12 protein-coding genes are annotated in these 15,358 nt (G+C 74.0%); 10 read left to right on the top strand and 2 right to left on the bottom strand.

Annotation, left to right across the window (positions count from 1 at the left end):
• The first annotated feature begins 23 nt into the window (after nt 1-23).
• From QRT03_RS14595 to QRT03_RS14585, 3 genes are all read left to right on the top strand, one after another.
• Nucleotides 24-275, top strand: a complete 252-nt coding sequence (locus QRT03_RS14595; protein ID WP_286054370.1) for a WhiB family transcriptional regulator — start codon at nt 24-26, stop codon at nt 273-275.
• Nucleotides 276-398: 123 nt separating this feature from the next.
• Complete coding sequence (locus tag QRT03_RS14590) at nt 399-4,061, top strand: glycosyltransferase (protein ID WP_286053613.1); 3,663 nt, start codon at nt 399-401, stop codon at nt 4,059-4,061.
• A 34-nt stretch (nt 4,062-4,095) separates the two neighbouring features.
• Entirely contained in the window at nt 4,096-4,467 is a 372-nt protein-coding gene (locus tag QRT03_RS14585) for a VOC family protein (RefSeq protein ID WP_286053612.1), read from the top strand.
• Nucleotides 4,468-4,528: 61 nt separating this feature from the next.
• Here QRT03_RS14585 and QRT03_RS14580 read toward each other — a convergent pair whose 3' ends face one another.
• Complete coding sequence (locus QRT03_RS14580; RefSeq protein ID WP_286054368.1) at nt 4,529-4,933, bottom strand: metallopeptidase family protein; 405 nt, start codon at nt 4,931-4,933, stop codon at nt 4,529-4,531.
• 328 nt (nt 4,934-5,261) lie between these two features.
• On the opposite strand from QRT03_RS14580, the gene QRT03_RS14575 reads away from it, so the two are divergent.
• The 6 genes from QRT03_RS14575 to QRT03_RS14550 all read left to right on the top strand — a co-directional run bounded on the left by QRT03_RS14575 (nt 5,262) and on the right by QRT03_RS14550 (nt 11,427).
• Entirely contained in the window at nt 5,262-5,612 is a 351-nt protein-coding gene (locus tag QRT03_RS14575) for a DUF3499 domain-containing protein (RefSeq protein WP_286054367.1), read from the top strand.
• A gap of 70 nt (nt 5,613-5,682) precedes the next feature.
• Entirely contained in the window at nt 5,683-7,107 is a 1,425-nt protein-coding gene (locus tag QRT03_RS14570; protein WP_286053611.1) for a phosphomannomutase/phosphoglucomutase, read from the top strand.
• Nucleotides 7,104-7,343: a Trm112 family protein gene (locus tag QRT03_RS14565; protein WP_286053610.1), complete on the top strand. Its 240-nt coding sequence runs from the start codon at nt 7,104-7,106 to the stop codon at nt 7,341-7,343. The genes QRT03_RS14570 and QRT03_RS14565 overlap by 4 nt, the downstream gene beginning before the upstream one ends.
• On the top strand, nt 7,340-8,482 hold the full coding sequence (locus QRT03_RS14560; protein WP_286053609.1) for a phosphoheptose isomerase family protein: 1,143 nt from the start codon (nt 7,340-7,342) through the stop codon (nt 8,480-8,482). Before QRT03_RS14565 ends, QRT03_RS14560 begins: the two co-directional genes overlap by 4 nt.
• A gap of 76 nt (nt 8,483-8,558) precedes the next feature.
• Complete coding sequence (gene manA, locus QRT03_RS14555; RefSeq protein WP_286053607.1) at nt 8,559-9,767, top strand: mannose-6-phosphate isomerase, class I; 1,209 nt, start codon at nt 8,559-8,561, stop codon at nt 9,765-9,767.
• Between the two features lie 121 nt (nt 9,768-9,888).
• Complete coding sequence (locus tag QRT03_RS14550; protein ID WP_286053606.1) at nt 9,889-11,427, top strand: APC family permease; 1,539 nt, start codon at nt 9,889-9,891, stop codon at nt 11,425-11,427.
• 51 nt (nt 11,428-11,478) lie between these two features.
• Here QRT03_RS14550 and QRT03_RS14545 read toward each other — a convergent pair whose 3' ends face one another.
• Nucleotides 11,479-13,101 (bottom strand): long-chain fatty acid--CoA ligase, encoded by a 1,623-nt coding sequence (locus QRT03_RS14545; RefSeq protein WP_286053605.1) that lies wholly within the window; start codon nt 13,099-13,101, stop codon nt 11,479-11,481.
• Between the two features lie 461 nt (nt 13,102-13,562).
• Here QRT03_RS14545 and ahcY point away from each other — a divergent pair, with 461 nt between their 5' ends.
• Nucleotides 13,563-15,044, top strand: a complete 1,482-nt coding sequence (gene ahcY, locus QRT03_RS14540) for an adenosylhomocysteinase (RefSeq protein WP_286053603.1) — start codon at nt 13,563-13,565, stop codon at nt 15,042-15,044.
• Nucleotides 15,045-15,358 lie beyond the last annotated feature (314 nt).

The following is a 15,358-nucleotide window of genomic DNA, read 5'->3' as shown; positions in this document are numbered from 1 at the left end:
GGTCGGGTCGACCGCGCGACGTCCTGGGGGAACTGTTCGCCGTCGCCGGCGAGGACGAGCAGGAGTGGCAGGAACGCGCACTCTGCGCGCAGACCGACCCGGAGGCGTTCTTCCCCGAGAAGGGCGGATCCACCCGGGAGGCCAAGCAGATCTGCAACAGCTGCGAGGTGCGCGCGGAGTGCCTCGAGTACGCGCTGGGGCACGACGAGCGGTTCGGCATCTGGGGTGGGCTCTCCGAGCGGGAGCGGCGCCGGCTCAAGCGCCGCGTCGTCTGACGCTCGGCACGCTCCCGCGGGGTCGCGTGGCCGACCCCTGTCCGGGCTGTCGGACCCCCCTTCTAGTCTCGGGAACCGTCCGGCGGCCCGCCGGGCGGTGACCCCGACGGCGGGAGGTGCGCGGTGGCCCCGACGGCGCCCGTCCTGGCGGTCCTCGTCTGTCACGACGGCGAGGCCTGGCTGCCCGAGACCCTCGGCGCCCTGGGCCGCCTGACGGTCGGGCCACGCCGCGTCGTCGCGGTCGACACCGGATCGCGCGACTCGACCGCCGACCTCCTCCGGTCCTCCAACCGCGTCGACGTCGTCCTCGACCTCCCGCGCGACACCCCGTTCGGCAGCGCGGTGGCCGCGGCGGTCGCCGACGCCGACCGGCGGTGGGGCCGGTCCTCCGAGCGCAGCTCGGGCGACTGGCTGTGGGTGCTGCACGACGATTCCGCGCCCGAGCCCTCCTGTCTCGACGTCCTGCTCTCCGTCGCCGAGGCCTCGCCGGCGGTGGCGATGCTCGGCCCGCTGCAGCTCGACTGGGAGGACCCGCGGCTCGTCGTCGAGGCGGGCCTGTCCACCGACGCGTCCGGCCACCGGCAGACCGGCATCGGATCCGACGAGCTCGACCTCGGCCAGTTCGCCACCAACTCCGAGGTGCTCGCCGTCGGCTCCGCCGGCGCCCTGGTCCGCCGCCACGAGTGGGACGCGCTCGGGGGGTACGACTCCGCGTTCGGCCTGCTCCGCGAGGACGTCGACCTCGGGTGGCGGCTCAACCGCGCCGGCGGGCTGGTGCTCTGCGTCCCCTCCGCCCGGCTCCACCACGCCCGGGCCGCGAGCACCGGCGCCCGGGACCTGGACGCCGTGGGCACCGACGGCGGGCTGCGGACGACCGACCGTCGCAACGGGATGGTGACGGTCCTCGCGAACGGTTCCGCGGCCGGCTACGCGGTCGGTCTGGTCCGGCTGCCGCTGCTGGCGGTGCTGCGGGCGATCGGCTTCCTGCTGCTGCGACGTCCGCGGGCGGCGAACGCCGAGCTGGGCGCGATGGGCCGGTTGCTCGCCGACCTGGGCGACCTGGGGGAGGCGCGCCGCCGACGCCAGGCCCTCGACGGCGGGGCCGGCGACGTGCGGGGCCTGCTCACCAGCCGCACCACCCGGCTGCGCAACGCCGTGTCCGGCGGGCTGACCCGGATCGTCCGCAACCGCGTCCGGGACGACCTCGACCTCGGCCGGCTCCCGGACTGGGCCGACCGCCCCACCCGCGCCCCGGCCTCCGCCGCGGCCGCGACGGACGGCCCGGACGAGGGCGCGCTGCTCGTCGGCCAGGGCGCGCTGCCCGCCGGCGCGACGGCGCCGAAGCGCTCCTCCCGGCGCAAGGCGGGGCTGCGACGCCCCGGCGGCGAGTCCGTCGCGGTGTCGCTCGCGGGCCCCGTCGCCGACGGCGAGGCCGGGCCGACCGAGCTGATCGGCGCCCCGCGCAGCGGCCGGCACCGCACCGCGGAGCCCGACCCCGAGGCCGCGACCGCCCTCGTCGGCATCCCCGCCCCGCGCGACGGGACGGCCGCCCCGGAGCCGGACCCGCGTCTCGTCGTCGTCCCGGTGACCCCGGGGCGGGTGCTGCGGGAACTCCTCCTCGCCCCACCGCTGCTGATGGTGCTGGCCCTGACCGTGGTGTCGCTGCTGGCGAACCGGTCGCGCCTCGGCCTGGATCTCGCCGGAGGGCGCCTCCGGGCCCTGCCCGAGCTCGGCCCGCTGTGGAGTGCGTACCTCGCCGAGTGGCACCCGGTGGCCGGCGGGACGGCCGCGCCGGCCTCGACCGCGCTCGCCGTCGTCGGGGTCGTGGGCGGGGTGCTCTGGCCGGTGGCCGGGTCGTCCGGCCCGGCGGTCGCCGTGTCGTTGCTCCTGCTCGGGGCGCTGCCCCTCGCGGGGCTGTCGGCCTACGTCGCGACCCGTCCGATCCGCGTCGGCCGCGTCCTGCGCGCGCTCGGGGCCGCCGTCTACGCCCTGCTGGGGATCACCGGCGCGGCCGTGGCGCAGGGGCGGCTCGACGGCGTGGTCGTCGTCGTGCTGCTGCCGCTGGTGCTCGCGGGCGTGGTCGCCGTGCTGCGGGGCAGCCGGACGATCGCGACGGGCGACGGGGCGCGCGGGCGACGGACGTCGTGGTGGAGTGCCGCGGCGGGGACGTCGCTGCTGCTGGCCGTCGTCTCCGCGTTCGCCCCGCTGGTGCACCTCATGGTGCTCGTGGTCGTCGTCATCGGCTTCGTCGTCGTCCCCGCCCCGCCCGGGACGGCGCGCCGACGTACGGTCGCCCTCGCCGCCGTCGTCGTGCTGCCGGTGCTGCTCCTCCTGCCCTGGCCCTCCACGCTCCTGCGGGCGCCCCAGGTCCTGCTCCACGGCACCGGGTCGCCGGTCGGCGAGCGCTTCGCCGGCACCCTCGACGTGCTCTCCCTCGACCCGGGCGGGGCCGGCTCGCTGCCCGTCGTCGGGTTGATCGTGCTGGTCGTCGCGGTCGGCGGGGCGCTGCTCGCCCCGCGGCGCAGCATGGTCCCGGGGCTGGGGGTGATGCTCCTCGGGATCGTCGCCGCGGGGATCGTCGGCACCGTGTCGTTGGCCCCGCTGTCCGGGGGCGAGCCCCGCCCCGGGTGGACCGGACCCGCGCTGGCGTTCGCGGCGTGCGGCGCGCTGTGGTCGCTGCTGGCCCTGGTCGCGGAGGCTCGGGCGGTGCCGCTGGGCACGCTCGTCACCGGCCGGAGCGGGCCGCGGCACCGGCCCGCGCCGCGGCAGCTGGGAGACCCCTCGATCGATCTCGGGCCGGACGGGGTCCTGACGCGGGTCGGCGGCGGGGCGCGCTCGGCCGCCTCGCGGGTCGGGACGTCGATCGGGTCCCGGCTGCGGACGCGCTCCACCGCCGCGAGCAGCGGGCGGGCCCGGGGTGCCGCGGTCCCCGTGGCGGCGGCCGCCGGGGTGGCGCTCGCGGTGTGCACGGTGCTCGTCGGGTCCGCGGGGGCGCTCGCCGCCCGGCCCGCCGCGACCCTCGACCCGGAGTTCGCGGGCCGGCTCACCGCGTCGGGCGCGACGGTGGTCGACGTCGGGCTCGCGCCGCGGCCCGGTGGCCCGGGGTTCTCGCTCGACACCGACGCCACCCGCCGCTCCGGGGCCGACCTGCCCCGCTACGGCGACGACGACCTCGTCCCGGTCGGTGCCGCACCCGCCCGCCTGACCCGCGACGTGACCGCGCTGCTCTCCGGCGACCCCGCCACCGTGCAGGCCGGCGCCGCGGAGCTCGCCGCGTCCGGGACGGCCGCCGTCGTGCTGCCCGACCGCGGTGTCGCCGAGCGGGCGATTGGCGCGGGCTCGCCGTTGCTGAGCGCGGCCGCGCCGACCTTCGACGGGCGCGTCGTGCTCGGGATCGGGCTGCCGGCCGCGGGCGCGGTGATCCTGGAGCCGCCGGTCTCCGACGACGCGACCGATGCGAAGGCCGCACCGCGCCGCCCGTCGGGCATCTCGCCGTTGCCCGGGACGCCGCCGTCGGTCGGAGTGCTGATCTCCCCGGGCGCCGACCGCCGGCTCGTGGTCCTCGCGGCCGAGCGGGAGTCGGGCTGGAACGCGACGGTGGGCGGAGCGCCCGCCGAGATCGTCCCCGCCTGGGGGCACCTGGTCGGGGTGCCGGTGCCCTCCGGTGGCGGACCGGTCGTGATCGACCGCGACACCACGCTACGCAGCCTGCTGTTGCTGCTGCAGCTCGCGCTGGTGCTCTTCACGGTCCTCTCGGCCCTGCCCTCGCGCACTCGTCTGGACTGACCGTCGGGGGGCGCCGCTACCGTGCGCCGGTGTGATGGACCACCTCGGGTTCCCGGTCGCCGACGTCGACGCCTCCGCCGCCCGCTACCTGCAGATCTTCGCGCCGCTCGGGTTCCGGGAGGCCGCCCGCTTCCCGGCCGGGCCGAGCTCGGTCGTCGGGCTCGCGGGGCCCGACGGCGTCCCGCAGTTCTGGCTCGCGCCGGGCGGCCCGGTCGGCGGGGAGCTGCACGTCGCGTTCCGCGCGCCCGACCGGGCGGCGGTCGACGCGGTGCACGAGGCCGCGGTCGCCGCCGGGGTGGAGGTGCTGCACGCGCCGCGGGAGTGGCCGGAGTACCACCCGGGCTACTACGCCGTGTTCCTGCGCGACCCCGACGGGCACAACGTCGAGGCCGTCGTCCACGGCTAGTCCACGGCTAGTCCACGGCTAGTCCACGGCTAGTCCACGGCTAGTCCACGGCTGACCCCGGCTACTCCTCGGCGTCGTCGATCGTGTCCGGCTCGACGCCGAGGTACTCGGCCACCTGCTCGACGAGCACGTCGTGCAGCAGGTCGGCGAGGTCCTCGCCGTCGAGCGCCCGCACCTCCAGCGGCCGGCGGTAGAGGACGATCCGGGCGCGGGTCGGGGCCCCGCGGCGGTCGACGCCGGCCGGCACGAGGCGGGCCAGCGGGATCTCCCCGTCGCCGACCACGCCGTCGTCGTCCGGGCCGGCCGCCGCCACGTCGGGCACGTCGTCGACCGCGACGTCCAGCTCCTCCAGCTCGGCGCCCCAGCGGTCCTCGATCGGCTCGAGGGCCTCCAGCACCACGGCGTCGAACCGCTCCGCGCGCGTGCGCGCGGCGGGCGCGCCCGCGGGGTAGAGCGGTGCGCGCATCCCGCGGCCCCGGCGATCGCGCCGCCGCGGGGTCCACCCGCCCGACCGTGCCTCCGACCGTGCCTCCGACCGGGACCCGCCCGACCCGCCCGCGCGGCCACCGGTGCGGATGCCACCCCTCGCCATGAGCGGCGAGCCTACGCCCCGGGCAGCGTCCGACGACGTCAGTTCCGCGCGAGTGCGACGCCACGCAGGATCGGCCGTCGGAGAACCTGCGCCCCGTCGCCCCCGGCGCGGCGAGGGGTCGACACCCCCGTCACCCGACGCGCCGAGCGTGCCTGCGCGGCGTCGCCGGGGGAGGCGTCTATCGTCTCGGTCCGTGCGAGGAGTGCGGAAGTGCTCACGGACCGGGTGCGGCCGTGCGGCCGTGGCCACGCTGACGTACGTCTACTCCGATTCGACGGCCGTCGTGGGTCCGCTGGCGACCAGTGCGGAGCCGCACTCGTACGACCTCTGCGAGTTCCACGCCGTGCGGCTGACGGCCCCCCGGGGCTGGGAGGTCGTGCGCTACGAGGGCGAGTTCCCGTCCGAGCCGAGCGCCGACGACCTGACCGCCCTCGCCGAGGCCGTCCGGGAGGCGGGGCGCGCGGAGCCGCCGACCGAGGCCGTGGGCCTGGGGGCGGTGTCGGGCACCGGGCGCCGGGGTCACCTGCGGGTGCTGCCCGACCCGTCGGCCTGAGCCCACCGGGCCACCTGATCGGGTGCCTGCCGACCCGCAGGCCGTCGGGGGTGGCCGATACCCTGCGGGTGTGACGAGTTCAGCAGGCACGGAGTCCGCGCAGGCCGCCCGCTCGCGCGTCGTCAGCCAGGTGATCAAGGCCTACGACGTCCGGGGTCTGGTGGGCGAGCAGCTCGACGCCGCGTTCGTGCGGGACGTCGGGTCCGCCTTCGCCCGGCTGCTGATCTCCGAGGCCGGCGGGCCGCCGGCGAACGGGATCGTCATCGGGCACGACATGCGGGACTCCTCGCCCGAGCTCGCGGCCGCCTTCGCCGACGGGGTCACCGCGCTCGGCGTGGACGTCGTCGAGATCGGGCTGGCCAGCACGGACATGCTCTACTACGCCTCCGGCACGCTTGACGCGCCCGGCGCGATGTTCACCGCGAGCCACAACCCCGCGACGTACAACGGCATCAAGCTGTGCCGGGCCGGCGCGAGCCCCGTGGGGCAGGACACCGGCCTCGACGAGATCGCGGCGATGCTCGACCGCGGGCCCGGGGAGATCCCCACCGACGCCGCGGCGAAGGGCAGCGTCACCCAGCAGGACATGCTCTCGGGATACGCCGAGTACCTGCGCGGTCTGGTCGACCTCTCGGGAATCCGGCCGCTGTCGCTGGTGATCGACGCCGGCAACGGCATGGCCGGCTACACGGCTCCCGCGGTGTTCGACCCGCTGCCGATCGACGTGCACCCGCTCTACTTCGAGCTCGACGGCACGTTCCCGAACCACGAGGCGAACCCGCTGGACCCGGACAACCTCGTCGACCTCCAGCGCGACGTCTCGAACCTCGGCCACGTCGACGCCGGGCTCGCCTTCGACGGCGACGCCGACCGCGTGTTCCTCGTCGACGAGCGCGGCGAGGCGGTCAGCCCGAGCGCGATCACCGCCCTGGTCGCCACCCGGGAGCTCGCGAAGGAGCCGGGGTCGACGATCATCCACAACCTGATCACCTCGCGGGCGGTGCCCGAGATCGTCACCGAGGCGGGGGGGAAGCCGGTCCGCACCCGCGTGGGGCACTCGTTCATCAAGGCGACGATGGCGCAGACCGGCGCGATCTTCGGCGGCGAGCACTCCGCCCACTACTACTTCCGCGACTTCTTCCGGGCCGATTCCGGGATGCTCGCCGCCCTGCACGTGCTGGCCGCGCTGGGGGAGCAGGACCGGCCGCTCTCCGAGCTCATGGCGCAGTACTCGCGCTACGCCGCCTCCGGTGAGGTCAACTCGACGGTGGAGGACCCGCAGGCCAGGATGGCAGAGGTGGAGCAGCTCTACTCCGACCGCGGGGACGTCACCGTCGACACGCTCGACGGGCTGACGGTGGCCTTCGAGAACGGCGACTGGTTCAACCTGCGGCCGTCGAACACCGAGCCGCTGCTGCGCCTGAACGTCGAGGCGTCCGACGCCGACGCGGTCGCCGCGCTGCGCGACGAGGTCCTCGCGGTGGTGCGCCGATGAGCACCGCCGGTCCGCTCGGCCTCGACCCCGCCCTGCTCGAGATCCTCGCCTGCCCGGCGCCGGACCACGGCGAGCTGCGCCCCGGGACGCCCACCAACCCGGCGGCGTCCGCCCTGACCTGTTCGGCCTGTGGCCGGGAGTACCCGGTCACCGACGGCATCCCGGTGCTGCTCCTCTCCGAGGCGGCGAACGGGCCCGGTCCCGACGGCGGGTCGGGCGAGACCACGGGCGGGTGACCCGGGTGCTCGACGAGGCCCTGCTCGACGACACCGGCCGGCTGCTCGACGCGGACCGCGCCGGGGTGCTGCGCGCCGCCGCCACGGCGGGCGCCCAGGTCCGGGCGACCTGGTCCGCGGCGCAGGAGTCCGGCATCGGCGCCCTCGGCGGTCTGCGGCCCCGCGCGCTGGTCCTGATCGCGCGGCCCGGCCCGGAACGCGCGGTCGCGGCCGTCACCGCGGCGCTGCTGGAACCCACGTGCCCGTGCCCCGTCGTCGTCACGGGCTCCGCTCCGCCGTGGCTCGGTCCGCTCGACGTCGTGGTGGTCTCGCACCGTGGCTCGGAGCGGGACCCGGCCGACGCGGCGATCGCCGAGGCGGTCGACCGGGCGGTGCGCCGCAACGCCCACGTCGTGCTCACCGGTCCGCCCGACGGACCGGCCCCGGCCGCGGCCGCCGGGCGCGCCGTGCAGGTCGTCCCGCGGGTGCCGGTGCTCGACGGGCTCGGCGGCCCGACCGATCTCGCCGCCGCCTACGTGACCGCCCGCGAGCTGGGGCTGCTCGAGGTCGACGGGGAGGCCCTCGCCGACCGGCTCGACGACGAGGCCGAACGCAGCGGTCCGCGCGCGGAGGCCTTCGTCGCGCCCGCCAAGGCGCTCGCCCTGCGGCTCGCCGACCACACCCCGCTGCTGTGGGGCACCGATCGCACCGCCGCGGCCGTCGCCGGGTACGGGGCCACCGCCCTGGCCGCGCACGCCGGGACGGTCGCGCACGCGGGCGGACTGGACGCGGCCGTCGGGGTCCCGGCCCTCGCCGCCCGCCTCGACGGCGGCACCGCCGCCGACTCGATCTTCGCCGACCCGTTCGACGACCCCGGGCCGGACGGGCCGCCGCCGCGTCTCGTCGTCGTGACCGTGGCCGAGGACGTGCCCACCCGGCGGCTGGCGCAGGACGCCGAGCGGCGATGGCCCGCGGCCGACACGCTCGAGCTCGACGACCTCGAGCTCGCCGGGCCCGGCGTCGGGAAGGACGCGGTGCGCGCGGGGGTGCTGGCGCTGCGGCTCGACCTCGCGTCGCTCTACCTGGGCCTCGCGACCGGGACCGTCGGAGCCGACCCGGCGGACCGGGACCCGGGCGCCGTACCCGGCATCGGGGCCTGAGGCCCCGCCCTCCGGGCACCGGCACCCGGGGAACGACGGACACCGAGCAGGAACGACGGCAGGGGGAGACGCGGCAGTGGAACGGCTCGAGGGGACCGTGCGGCCCTACGCCTGGGGCTCGCGCACGCACATCCCGGCCCTGCTCGGTGAGCAGGTCCCGTCGCCGCATCCCCAGGCCGAGCTGTGGTTCGGCGCCCACGTCGACGACCCCTCCCGGCTGCCGGGTGGGCGCACCCTGCTGCACGCGCTCACCGACGACCCGGAGGGTGCGTTCGGCGCCGAGCGAGCCGAGCACTGGGGTGGACGGCTGCCGTTCCTGCTCAAGGTCCTGGCCGCGGAGGAGCCGCTCTCGCTGCAGACCCACCCCTCGGCCGAACAGGCGGTCGCCGGGTTCGCGCGCGAGGAGGCCGCCGGGGTCCCGCGCACGGCGTCGAACCGGAACTACCGCGACGCCCTGCCGAAGCCGGAGATCCTCTGCGCGCTCGAGGAGTTCCACGCGCTCGCCGGGTTCCGCGACGCCCGCGAGACGCTGCGCCTGATGCGCGCCCTGGACGTGCCAGGCCTGCGCCACCACACCGAACTGCTCGCCGCCCAGCCGGACGCGGACGGGCTCCGCGCGGTGTTCACCACCTGGATCACGCTGCCGCAGCGCACCGTCGACCAGCTCGTCCCCGAGCTGCTGGACGCCTGCGTGACGCTGCTGAAGAGCGGCACGCCCGAGTTCGAGCGCGAGGTCCGCACGCTGCTCGACCTGGGGGAGCGCTACCCGGGCGACGCCGGCGTCCTCGCCGCGTTGCTGCTCAACCGGGTCGTCCTCGCCGAGGGCGAGTGCCTCTTCCAGCCCGCCGGCTCGCCCCACGCCTACCTGTCCGGCTGCGGCGTCGAGCTGATGGCCAACTCCGACAACGTGCTGCGTGCCGGGCTCACCCCGAAGCACGTGGACGTGCCGGAGCTGCTGCGGATCCTCGACTTCCGCTGCGGCCCGCCGCCCCTGCTGCGCCCCGAGGTCGACGGCCCGCGGTCGGTGTTCCATGCCCCCAGCGAGCACTTCCGGCTGGTCCGCCTGGATCTTCCGGACGACGGGTCGGCCGGCCTGGGTCTCGACGGCCCGCGGATCGCCGTGGTGATCCGGGGCGAGGTGGAGATCGAGAGCGCCGGCGGCACGACGACCGTGTCCCAGGGCCGGGCGGTGTGGCTGCCCTCGGACGACCTGTCGGTCGACGTGGCCGCGGTCGGCGGTCCGGCGCTCGTGTTCGCGGCCGGGGACGGCTGGCGCCCCTCCTAGTCACCCCTCCGCGTGGCGCAACAGGTTGCTACCAGTCGCCGCGTCGACACGACGGGTGTCGGTGTCGCCCAGTAGGGTCCCGCCCACTGCACACGGATCACACAGGGAGGGGGCCGGGGCCATGGCGACGACCACACCGTCACCGCGCGCGAACAGTCTGTTCCGCACGAAGTCGGTCGAGCAGTCGATCCGCGACACCGACGAACCGGACAGCAAACTCCGCCGTGAACTCGGCGCGCTGGATCTCACGGTCTTCGGCGTCGCCGTCCTGATCGGCGCCGGCATCTTCACGATCACCGCGCGGGTGGCCGGGGACATCACCGGTCCCGCCGTCGCGATCTCCTTCGTGATCGCCGCGATCGCCTGCGGGTTCGCGGGCCTGTGCTACGCCGAGTTCGCCTCGACGGTGCCGGTCGCGGGCAGCGCCTACACGTTCTCCTACGCGACGTTCGGCGAGTTCATCGCCTGGATCATCGGGTGGGACCTCGTCCTGGAGTACGCCCTCGGCGCGGCCGTGGTCTCCACGAGCTGGGCGAAGTACCTGGGTCAGCTGTTCACCGGCGACGGCACGGCCGCCACGGTCGACCTCGGCGGGCTCACCATCGACTGGGGCGCGATGCTCATCATCGCGGTCCTCACCGTGGTGCTCGTGCTCGGCATCAAGCTCTCCAGCGCCGTGTCCTCCGTGATGACCGCGATCAAGGTCGGGATCGTGCTGCTCGTCATCGTCGTCGGCGCGTTCTACATCCGGTCCGCGAACTACACGCCGTTCATCCCGCCGGCCGGCGGCGAGCAGGAGAGCGGTGGCGGCGTCAAGTCGTCCCTGCTCTCGCTGATCGCGGGCAGCGACGGGTCGACGTACGGCATCTACGGCCTGCTCGCCGGGGCCTCGCTGGTGTTCTTCGCCTTCATCGGGTTCGACGCCGTGTCCACCACGGCCGAGGAGACGAAGAACCCGCAGAAGGACCTCCCGCGCGGCATCCTCGGCTCGCTCGGCGTCGTGACCGTCCTCTACGTCGCGACGTCGCTGGTGCTGGTCGGCATGGTCAGCTACACCCAGCTCCAGACGCCCCCGAGCGGCGACTCGGCGACCCTGTCCACCGCGTTCACGCTGGTCGGCGCCAACTGGGCCTCGACGGTGATCGAGGTCGGCGCGCTCGCCGGTCTGACCACGGTGGTCATGGTCCTGATGCTCGGCCAGAGCCGCGTGTTCTACGCGATGAGCCGCGACGGGCTGCTCCCGCGCAACCTCGCGCGGACGGGCTCCCGCGGTACCCCGGTGACGATCACGATCATCATCGGCGTGCTCTGCGCCGTCCTCGCCGGCTTCTTCCCGGCCGACGAGCTGGAGTCGATGGTCAACATCGGCACCCTGTTCGCGTTCGTGCTCGTCGCGATCGGCACGTGGGTGCTCCGCAAGCAGCAGCCCGACCTGCCCCGCAGCTTCGTCGTGAAGGGCCTGCCGATCGTGGCGACCCTCGCGGTGATCTCCTGCCTGTGGCTGATGATCAACCTGACCGTCGAGACCTGGATCCGGTTCATCGGCTGGATGGTGCTCGGCGTGATCATCTACTTCGCGTACTCGCGCCGGAACTCCGTGCTCGGCAAGCGCGAGCGCGGCGAGCTGCCGCAGACGACGGTCGCCTCGGAGCAGCAGTAGGCCCCTCCCGGCGGCGGGTCGCGGCGCGACCCGCCGTCGGGGACGGACGTTCTAGCCCTTCTCGGCGGCGAACTTCTCGCGCAGCGTCTTCTTGGAGAACTTGCCGGTGGAGGTCTTCGGGACCTCGTCGATGAAGACGACGTCGTCGGGGATCTGCCACTTCGCGACCTTCGTCGCGAGGTAGTCCTTGACCTGCTGGGCCGTGAGCTCGCTGCCCGAGCGGATCACGACGCAGGCCATCGGACGCTCGGACCACTTCTCGTCCGGCACCGCGATGACGGCGGCCTCGGCCACCTCGGGCATGCCCATGATCTGGTTCTCCATGTCCACCGAGGAGATCCACTCGCCGCCGGACTTGACCAGGTCCTTCGTGCGGTCGACCAGCCGCACGAAGCCGTTCGGGTCGATGATCGCGACGTCCCCGGTGCGCAGCCAGCCGTCGGCGGTGAACTGCTTCCCGCCGTCCTCGTTGAGGTAGTAGGAGGCGGCGATCCACGGGCCGGCGGCCTGCAGCTCGCCCGAGGCCTCGCCGTCCCACGGCTGGATCTCGCCGGTGTCCGGGTCGGCCAGGCGCAGCTCGACCAGCGGGGTCGCCTGGCCCTGGGTGGCGCGGACGTCCGCGAGCTCGTCGTCGGAGAGCCCGTCGTGGACCGAGCGCAGCATGCCGGTGGTGGCGATCGGGCTGGTCTCGGTCATGCCCCAGGCCTGGGTGATCGGCAGGCCGATCTTCTCCCGCCAGCCCTCGGAGAGCGACCGCGGCACCGCCGAGCCCCCGCACAGCACCATCCGCAGGTGCGGGACCTGGTCGCGCTCGAGCTCGGGGAGCACACCCATCCAGATCGTCGGCACGCCCGCGGTGACCGTGACGTCGTGGTCGCGCAGCATCCCGGCGATCGCCTTCGGCACCATGTTCGGGCCGGGCATCACCATCGACGCGCCGCAGAACACCGCCGCGTACGGCGTGCCCCAGGCGTTCGCGTGGAACATCGGCACGATCGGGAGCAGGACGTCCCGCTCGATCAGGCCGGCCACGTCGGCGATGAGCACCGCGATCGAGTGCAGCACCGTCGAGCGGTGCGAGTAGACGACGCCCTTCGGGTTGCCGGTGGTGCCGGACGTGTAGCACATCGCGGCGGCCCGGTTCTCGTCCTCCACCACGAAGTCGCCGGCGAACGGCTCCACCGACGCGAGGAGCTGCGCGTGGTCGACGATCCGCGCGTCGTCGGGGATCTCGGTGTCGGACCCGTCGTCGATGACGACGAATTTCCGCACGTTCGGCATCTGGTCCACCAGCGGCCACAGCTGCCCGAGCAGCGCCCGCTCGACGAAGACGACCTCGTCGTCGGCGTGGTTGACGATGTAGACGAGCTGCTCGGGGAAGAGCCGGATGTTCAGGGTGTGCAGCACCCGCCCGGTGCACGGCACGGCGAAGTACAGCTCGAGGTGGGTCGGGGTGTTCCAGCAGAACGTGCCCACCCGGGCGTCGGGGGAGACGCCGAGCTCGTCGAGGGCGGCCGCGGTACGGCGCACGCGCTGGGCCCAGTCGGCGTAGGTGCCGGTGGTGACCGCTCCGCCCACGCCGATCCCGGTGAGCGTCTTGTGGCCGAACATCTGCTCGGCCCGGTGGAACACGTGGGGCAGGGCGAGCGGCCGGTTCTGCATCTGTCCGAGCACGGGTCGGGCCTTCCTGGGTGATCACGACGGGAGAGGCCGAGCCTACGTCCGATGTGGCGCCGGTCATACCGTTCGCGCGGGCACGGATCGCCCGGAGCGGACGCGATGTGACGGGGCGAACTGTGATCCGGCAGACGATCCGGGACTACCCCGCGTCCACCTGCGGGGACCTCTTCCGCGCGGGTGAGGGCGGGGCCGTTCGCCTTGACCGTCCTGACGGCCTGTGTGAGTCTTTTTCCACGGCAATCGAACGCACGTGACGTGCGACGGAGCCCTCGAGTGGCGCTGCAACGGACCCTCGCGTCCGCCACGCTCGACGGGTATTCCGCACCAAGCAAGGGCGCCTCCGACCGATGGAGGACCGTGCTCACCGTCGTGACGGGCCGCTCGCTCGCCCCGCGATGTCGGTGACGGACCGAGATCGGGTCATTCATCCGAAGCCACCGAGTGAACGAGGAGTCATGGCAGCAGTAGGGACCACGCACGAGAAGTACGCCGAGAAGAACGGGATCGACTTCGCGGTCGCCGACCTCTCGCAGGCCGACTTCGGTCGCCGCGAGATCCGGCTCGCCGAGCACGAGATGCCCGGCCTGATGGCCCTGCGCCGGGAGTACGCCGAGGCCAAGCCGCTGCACGGTGCGCGCATCTCCGGCTCGCTGCACATGACGATCCAGACCGCGGTCCTCATCGAGACCCTGGTCGAGCTCGGCGCCGAGGTCCGCTGGGCCTCCTGCAACATCTTCTCCACGCAGGACCACGCGGCGGCCGCGGTCGTCGTCGGCCCGCACGGCACCCCCGAGGAGCCGAAGGGCATCGCGTGCTTCGCCTGGAAGGGCGAGTCGCTCGAGGAGTACTGGTGGTGCGCCGAGCAGATGCTCGCGTGGCGCGACAGCGAGACCCGCGGCCCGAACATGATCCTGGACGACGGTGGCGACGCCACCATGCTCGTCCACAAGGGCGTCGAGTTCGAGAAGGCCGGCGTCGTCCCGTCGGTCACCGCCGAGGACCCGGCCGAGTACCAGGTCGTCCTCGAGACCCTGCGCCGCTCGCTCGCCGAGGACCCGCAGCACTGGACCAAGGTGGCCTCGGGCATCCAGGGCGTCACCGAGGAGACCACGACCGGTGTCCACCGGCTCTACGAGTTCGCCAACGAGGGCAAGCTGCTCTTCCCGGCGATCAACGTGAACGACTCGGTCACCAAGTCGAAGTTCGACAACAAGTACGGCTGCCGCCACTCGCTCATCGACGGCATCAACCGCGCCGTCGACGTGCTGATCTCCGGCAAGAAGGCCGTCGTCGCCGGCTTCGGTGACGTGGGCAAGGGCTCGGCGGAGTCGCTGCGCGGCCAGGGCGCCCGCGTGACCGTCACCGAGACCGACCCGATCTGCGCGCTCCAGGCGCTCATGGAGGGCTACGACGTCAACACCCTCGAGAACGTCATCGAGGAGGCCGACATCGTCATCACGACGACCGGCAACAAGGACATCGTCACCCTCGACCACATGAAGCGGATGAAGCACCAGGCGATCCTGGGCAACATCGGCCACTTCGACAACGAGATCCAGGTCGAGAAGCTCGAGAAGTCCGGCGCGAACCGGATCAACATCAAGCCGCAGGTCGACGAGTGGAAGTTCGACGACGGCCACTCGATCATCCTGCTGTCCGAGGGCCGGCTGCTGAACCTCGGCAACGCCACCGGGCACCCGAGCTTCGTCATGTCGAACTCGTTCGCGAACCAGACGATCGCGCAGATCGAGATCTTCACGAAGAAGGACGAGTACCCGATCGGCGTCTACCGCCTGCCGAAGCACCTGGACGAGAAGGTCGCCAAGGTCCACGTCGAGGCGCTCGGCGCGGAGCTGACCAAGCTCACCAAGGAGCAGGCCGAGTACATCGGCGTCGACGTCGAGGGCCCGTACAAGCCGGAGCACTACCGGTACTGAGTTCCCGCGGGCTGACGTGAACTGACCGAAGGGCCCCTCCGCTCGGATAGATCGAGCGGAGGGGCCCTTCGCTCGTTCCGGACGGCGCGTGGTGGGCACCTTGTCGCGGGTTCCCGCCGCGCCCCGCTCGCCTTGTCGTTGGGATTCCCAGTGACAAGGTGCCGCCCGGATGTCGGGTGCCCGCGACAAGGTGCGCCGCTCGTCTTGTCGTTGGGATTCGCCGCGACAAGGTGCGCCCCGCCCACTCCCAGTGCGACGTGACGCAGCTCCGGCGGCTCGCGAACCTGCGTGGTGTCGCACTCGCCCGGCCCGCA

It is taken from the genome of Actinomycetospora termitidis (assembly GCF_030286555.1).
In the GTDB taxonomy this organism is placed as follows: domain Bacteria; phylum Actinomycetota; class Actinomycetes; order Mycobacteriales; family Pseudonocardiaceae; genus Actinomycetospora; species Actinomycetospora termitidis.
This window is presented reverse-complemented; position numbering and strand designations above follow the sequence as displayed.

Bases quoted from the DNA above. Each gene is read 5' to 3' on its own strand.
- QRT03_RS14585 (WP_286053612.1), top strand. From the start codon at position 4,096: ATGGACCACCTCGGGTTCCCGGTCGCCGACGTCGACGCCTCCGCCGCC.
- QRT03_RS14580 (WP_286054368.1), bottom strand. From the start codon at position 4,933: ATGCGCGCACCGCTCTACCCCGCGGGCGCGCCCGCCGCGCGCACGCGC.
- QRT03_RS14565 (WP_286053610.1), top strand. From the start codon at position 7,104: ATGAGCACCGCCGGTCCGCTCGGCCTCGACCCCGCCCTGCTCGAGATC.
- QRT03_RS14550 (WP_286053606.1), top strand. From the start codon at position 9,889: ATGGCGACGACCACACCGTCACCGCGCGCGAACAGTCTGTTCCGCACG.
- ahcY (WP_286053603.1), top strand. From the start codon at position 13,563: ATGGCAGCAGTAGGGACCACGCACGAGAAGTACGCCGAGAAGAACGGG.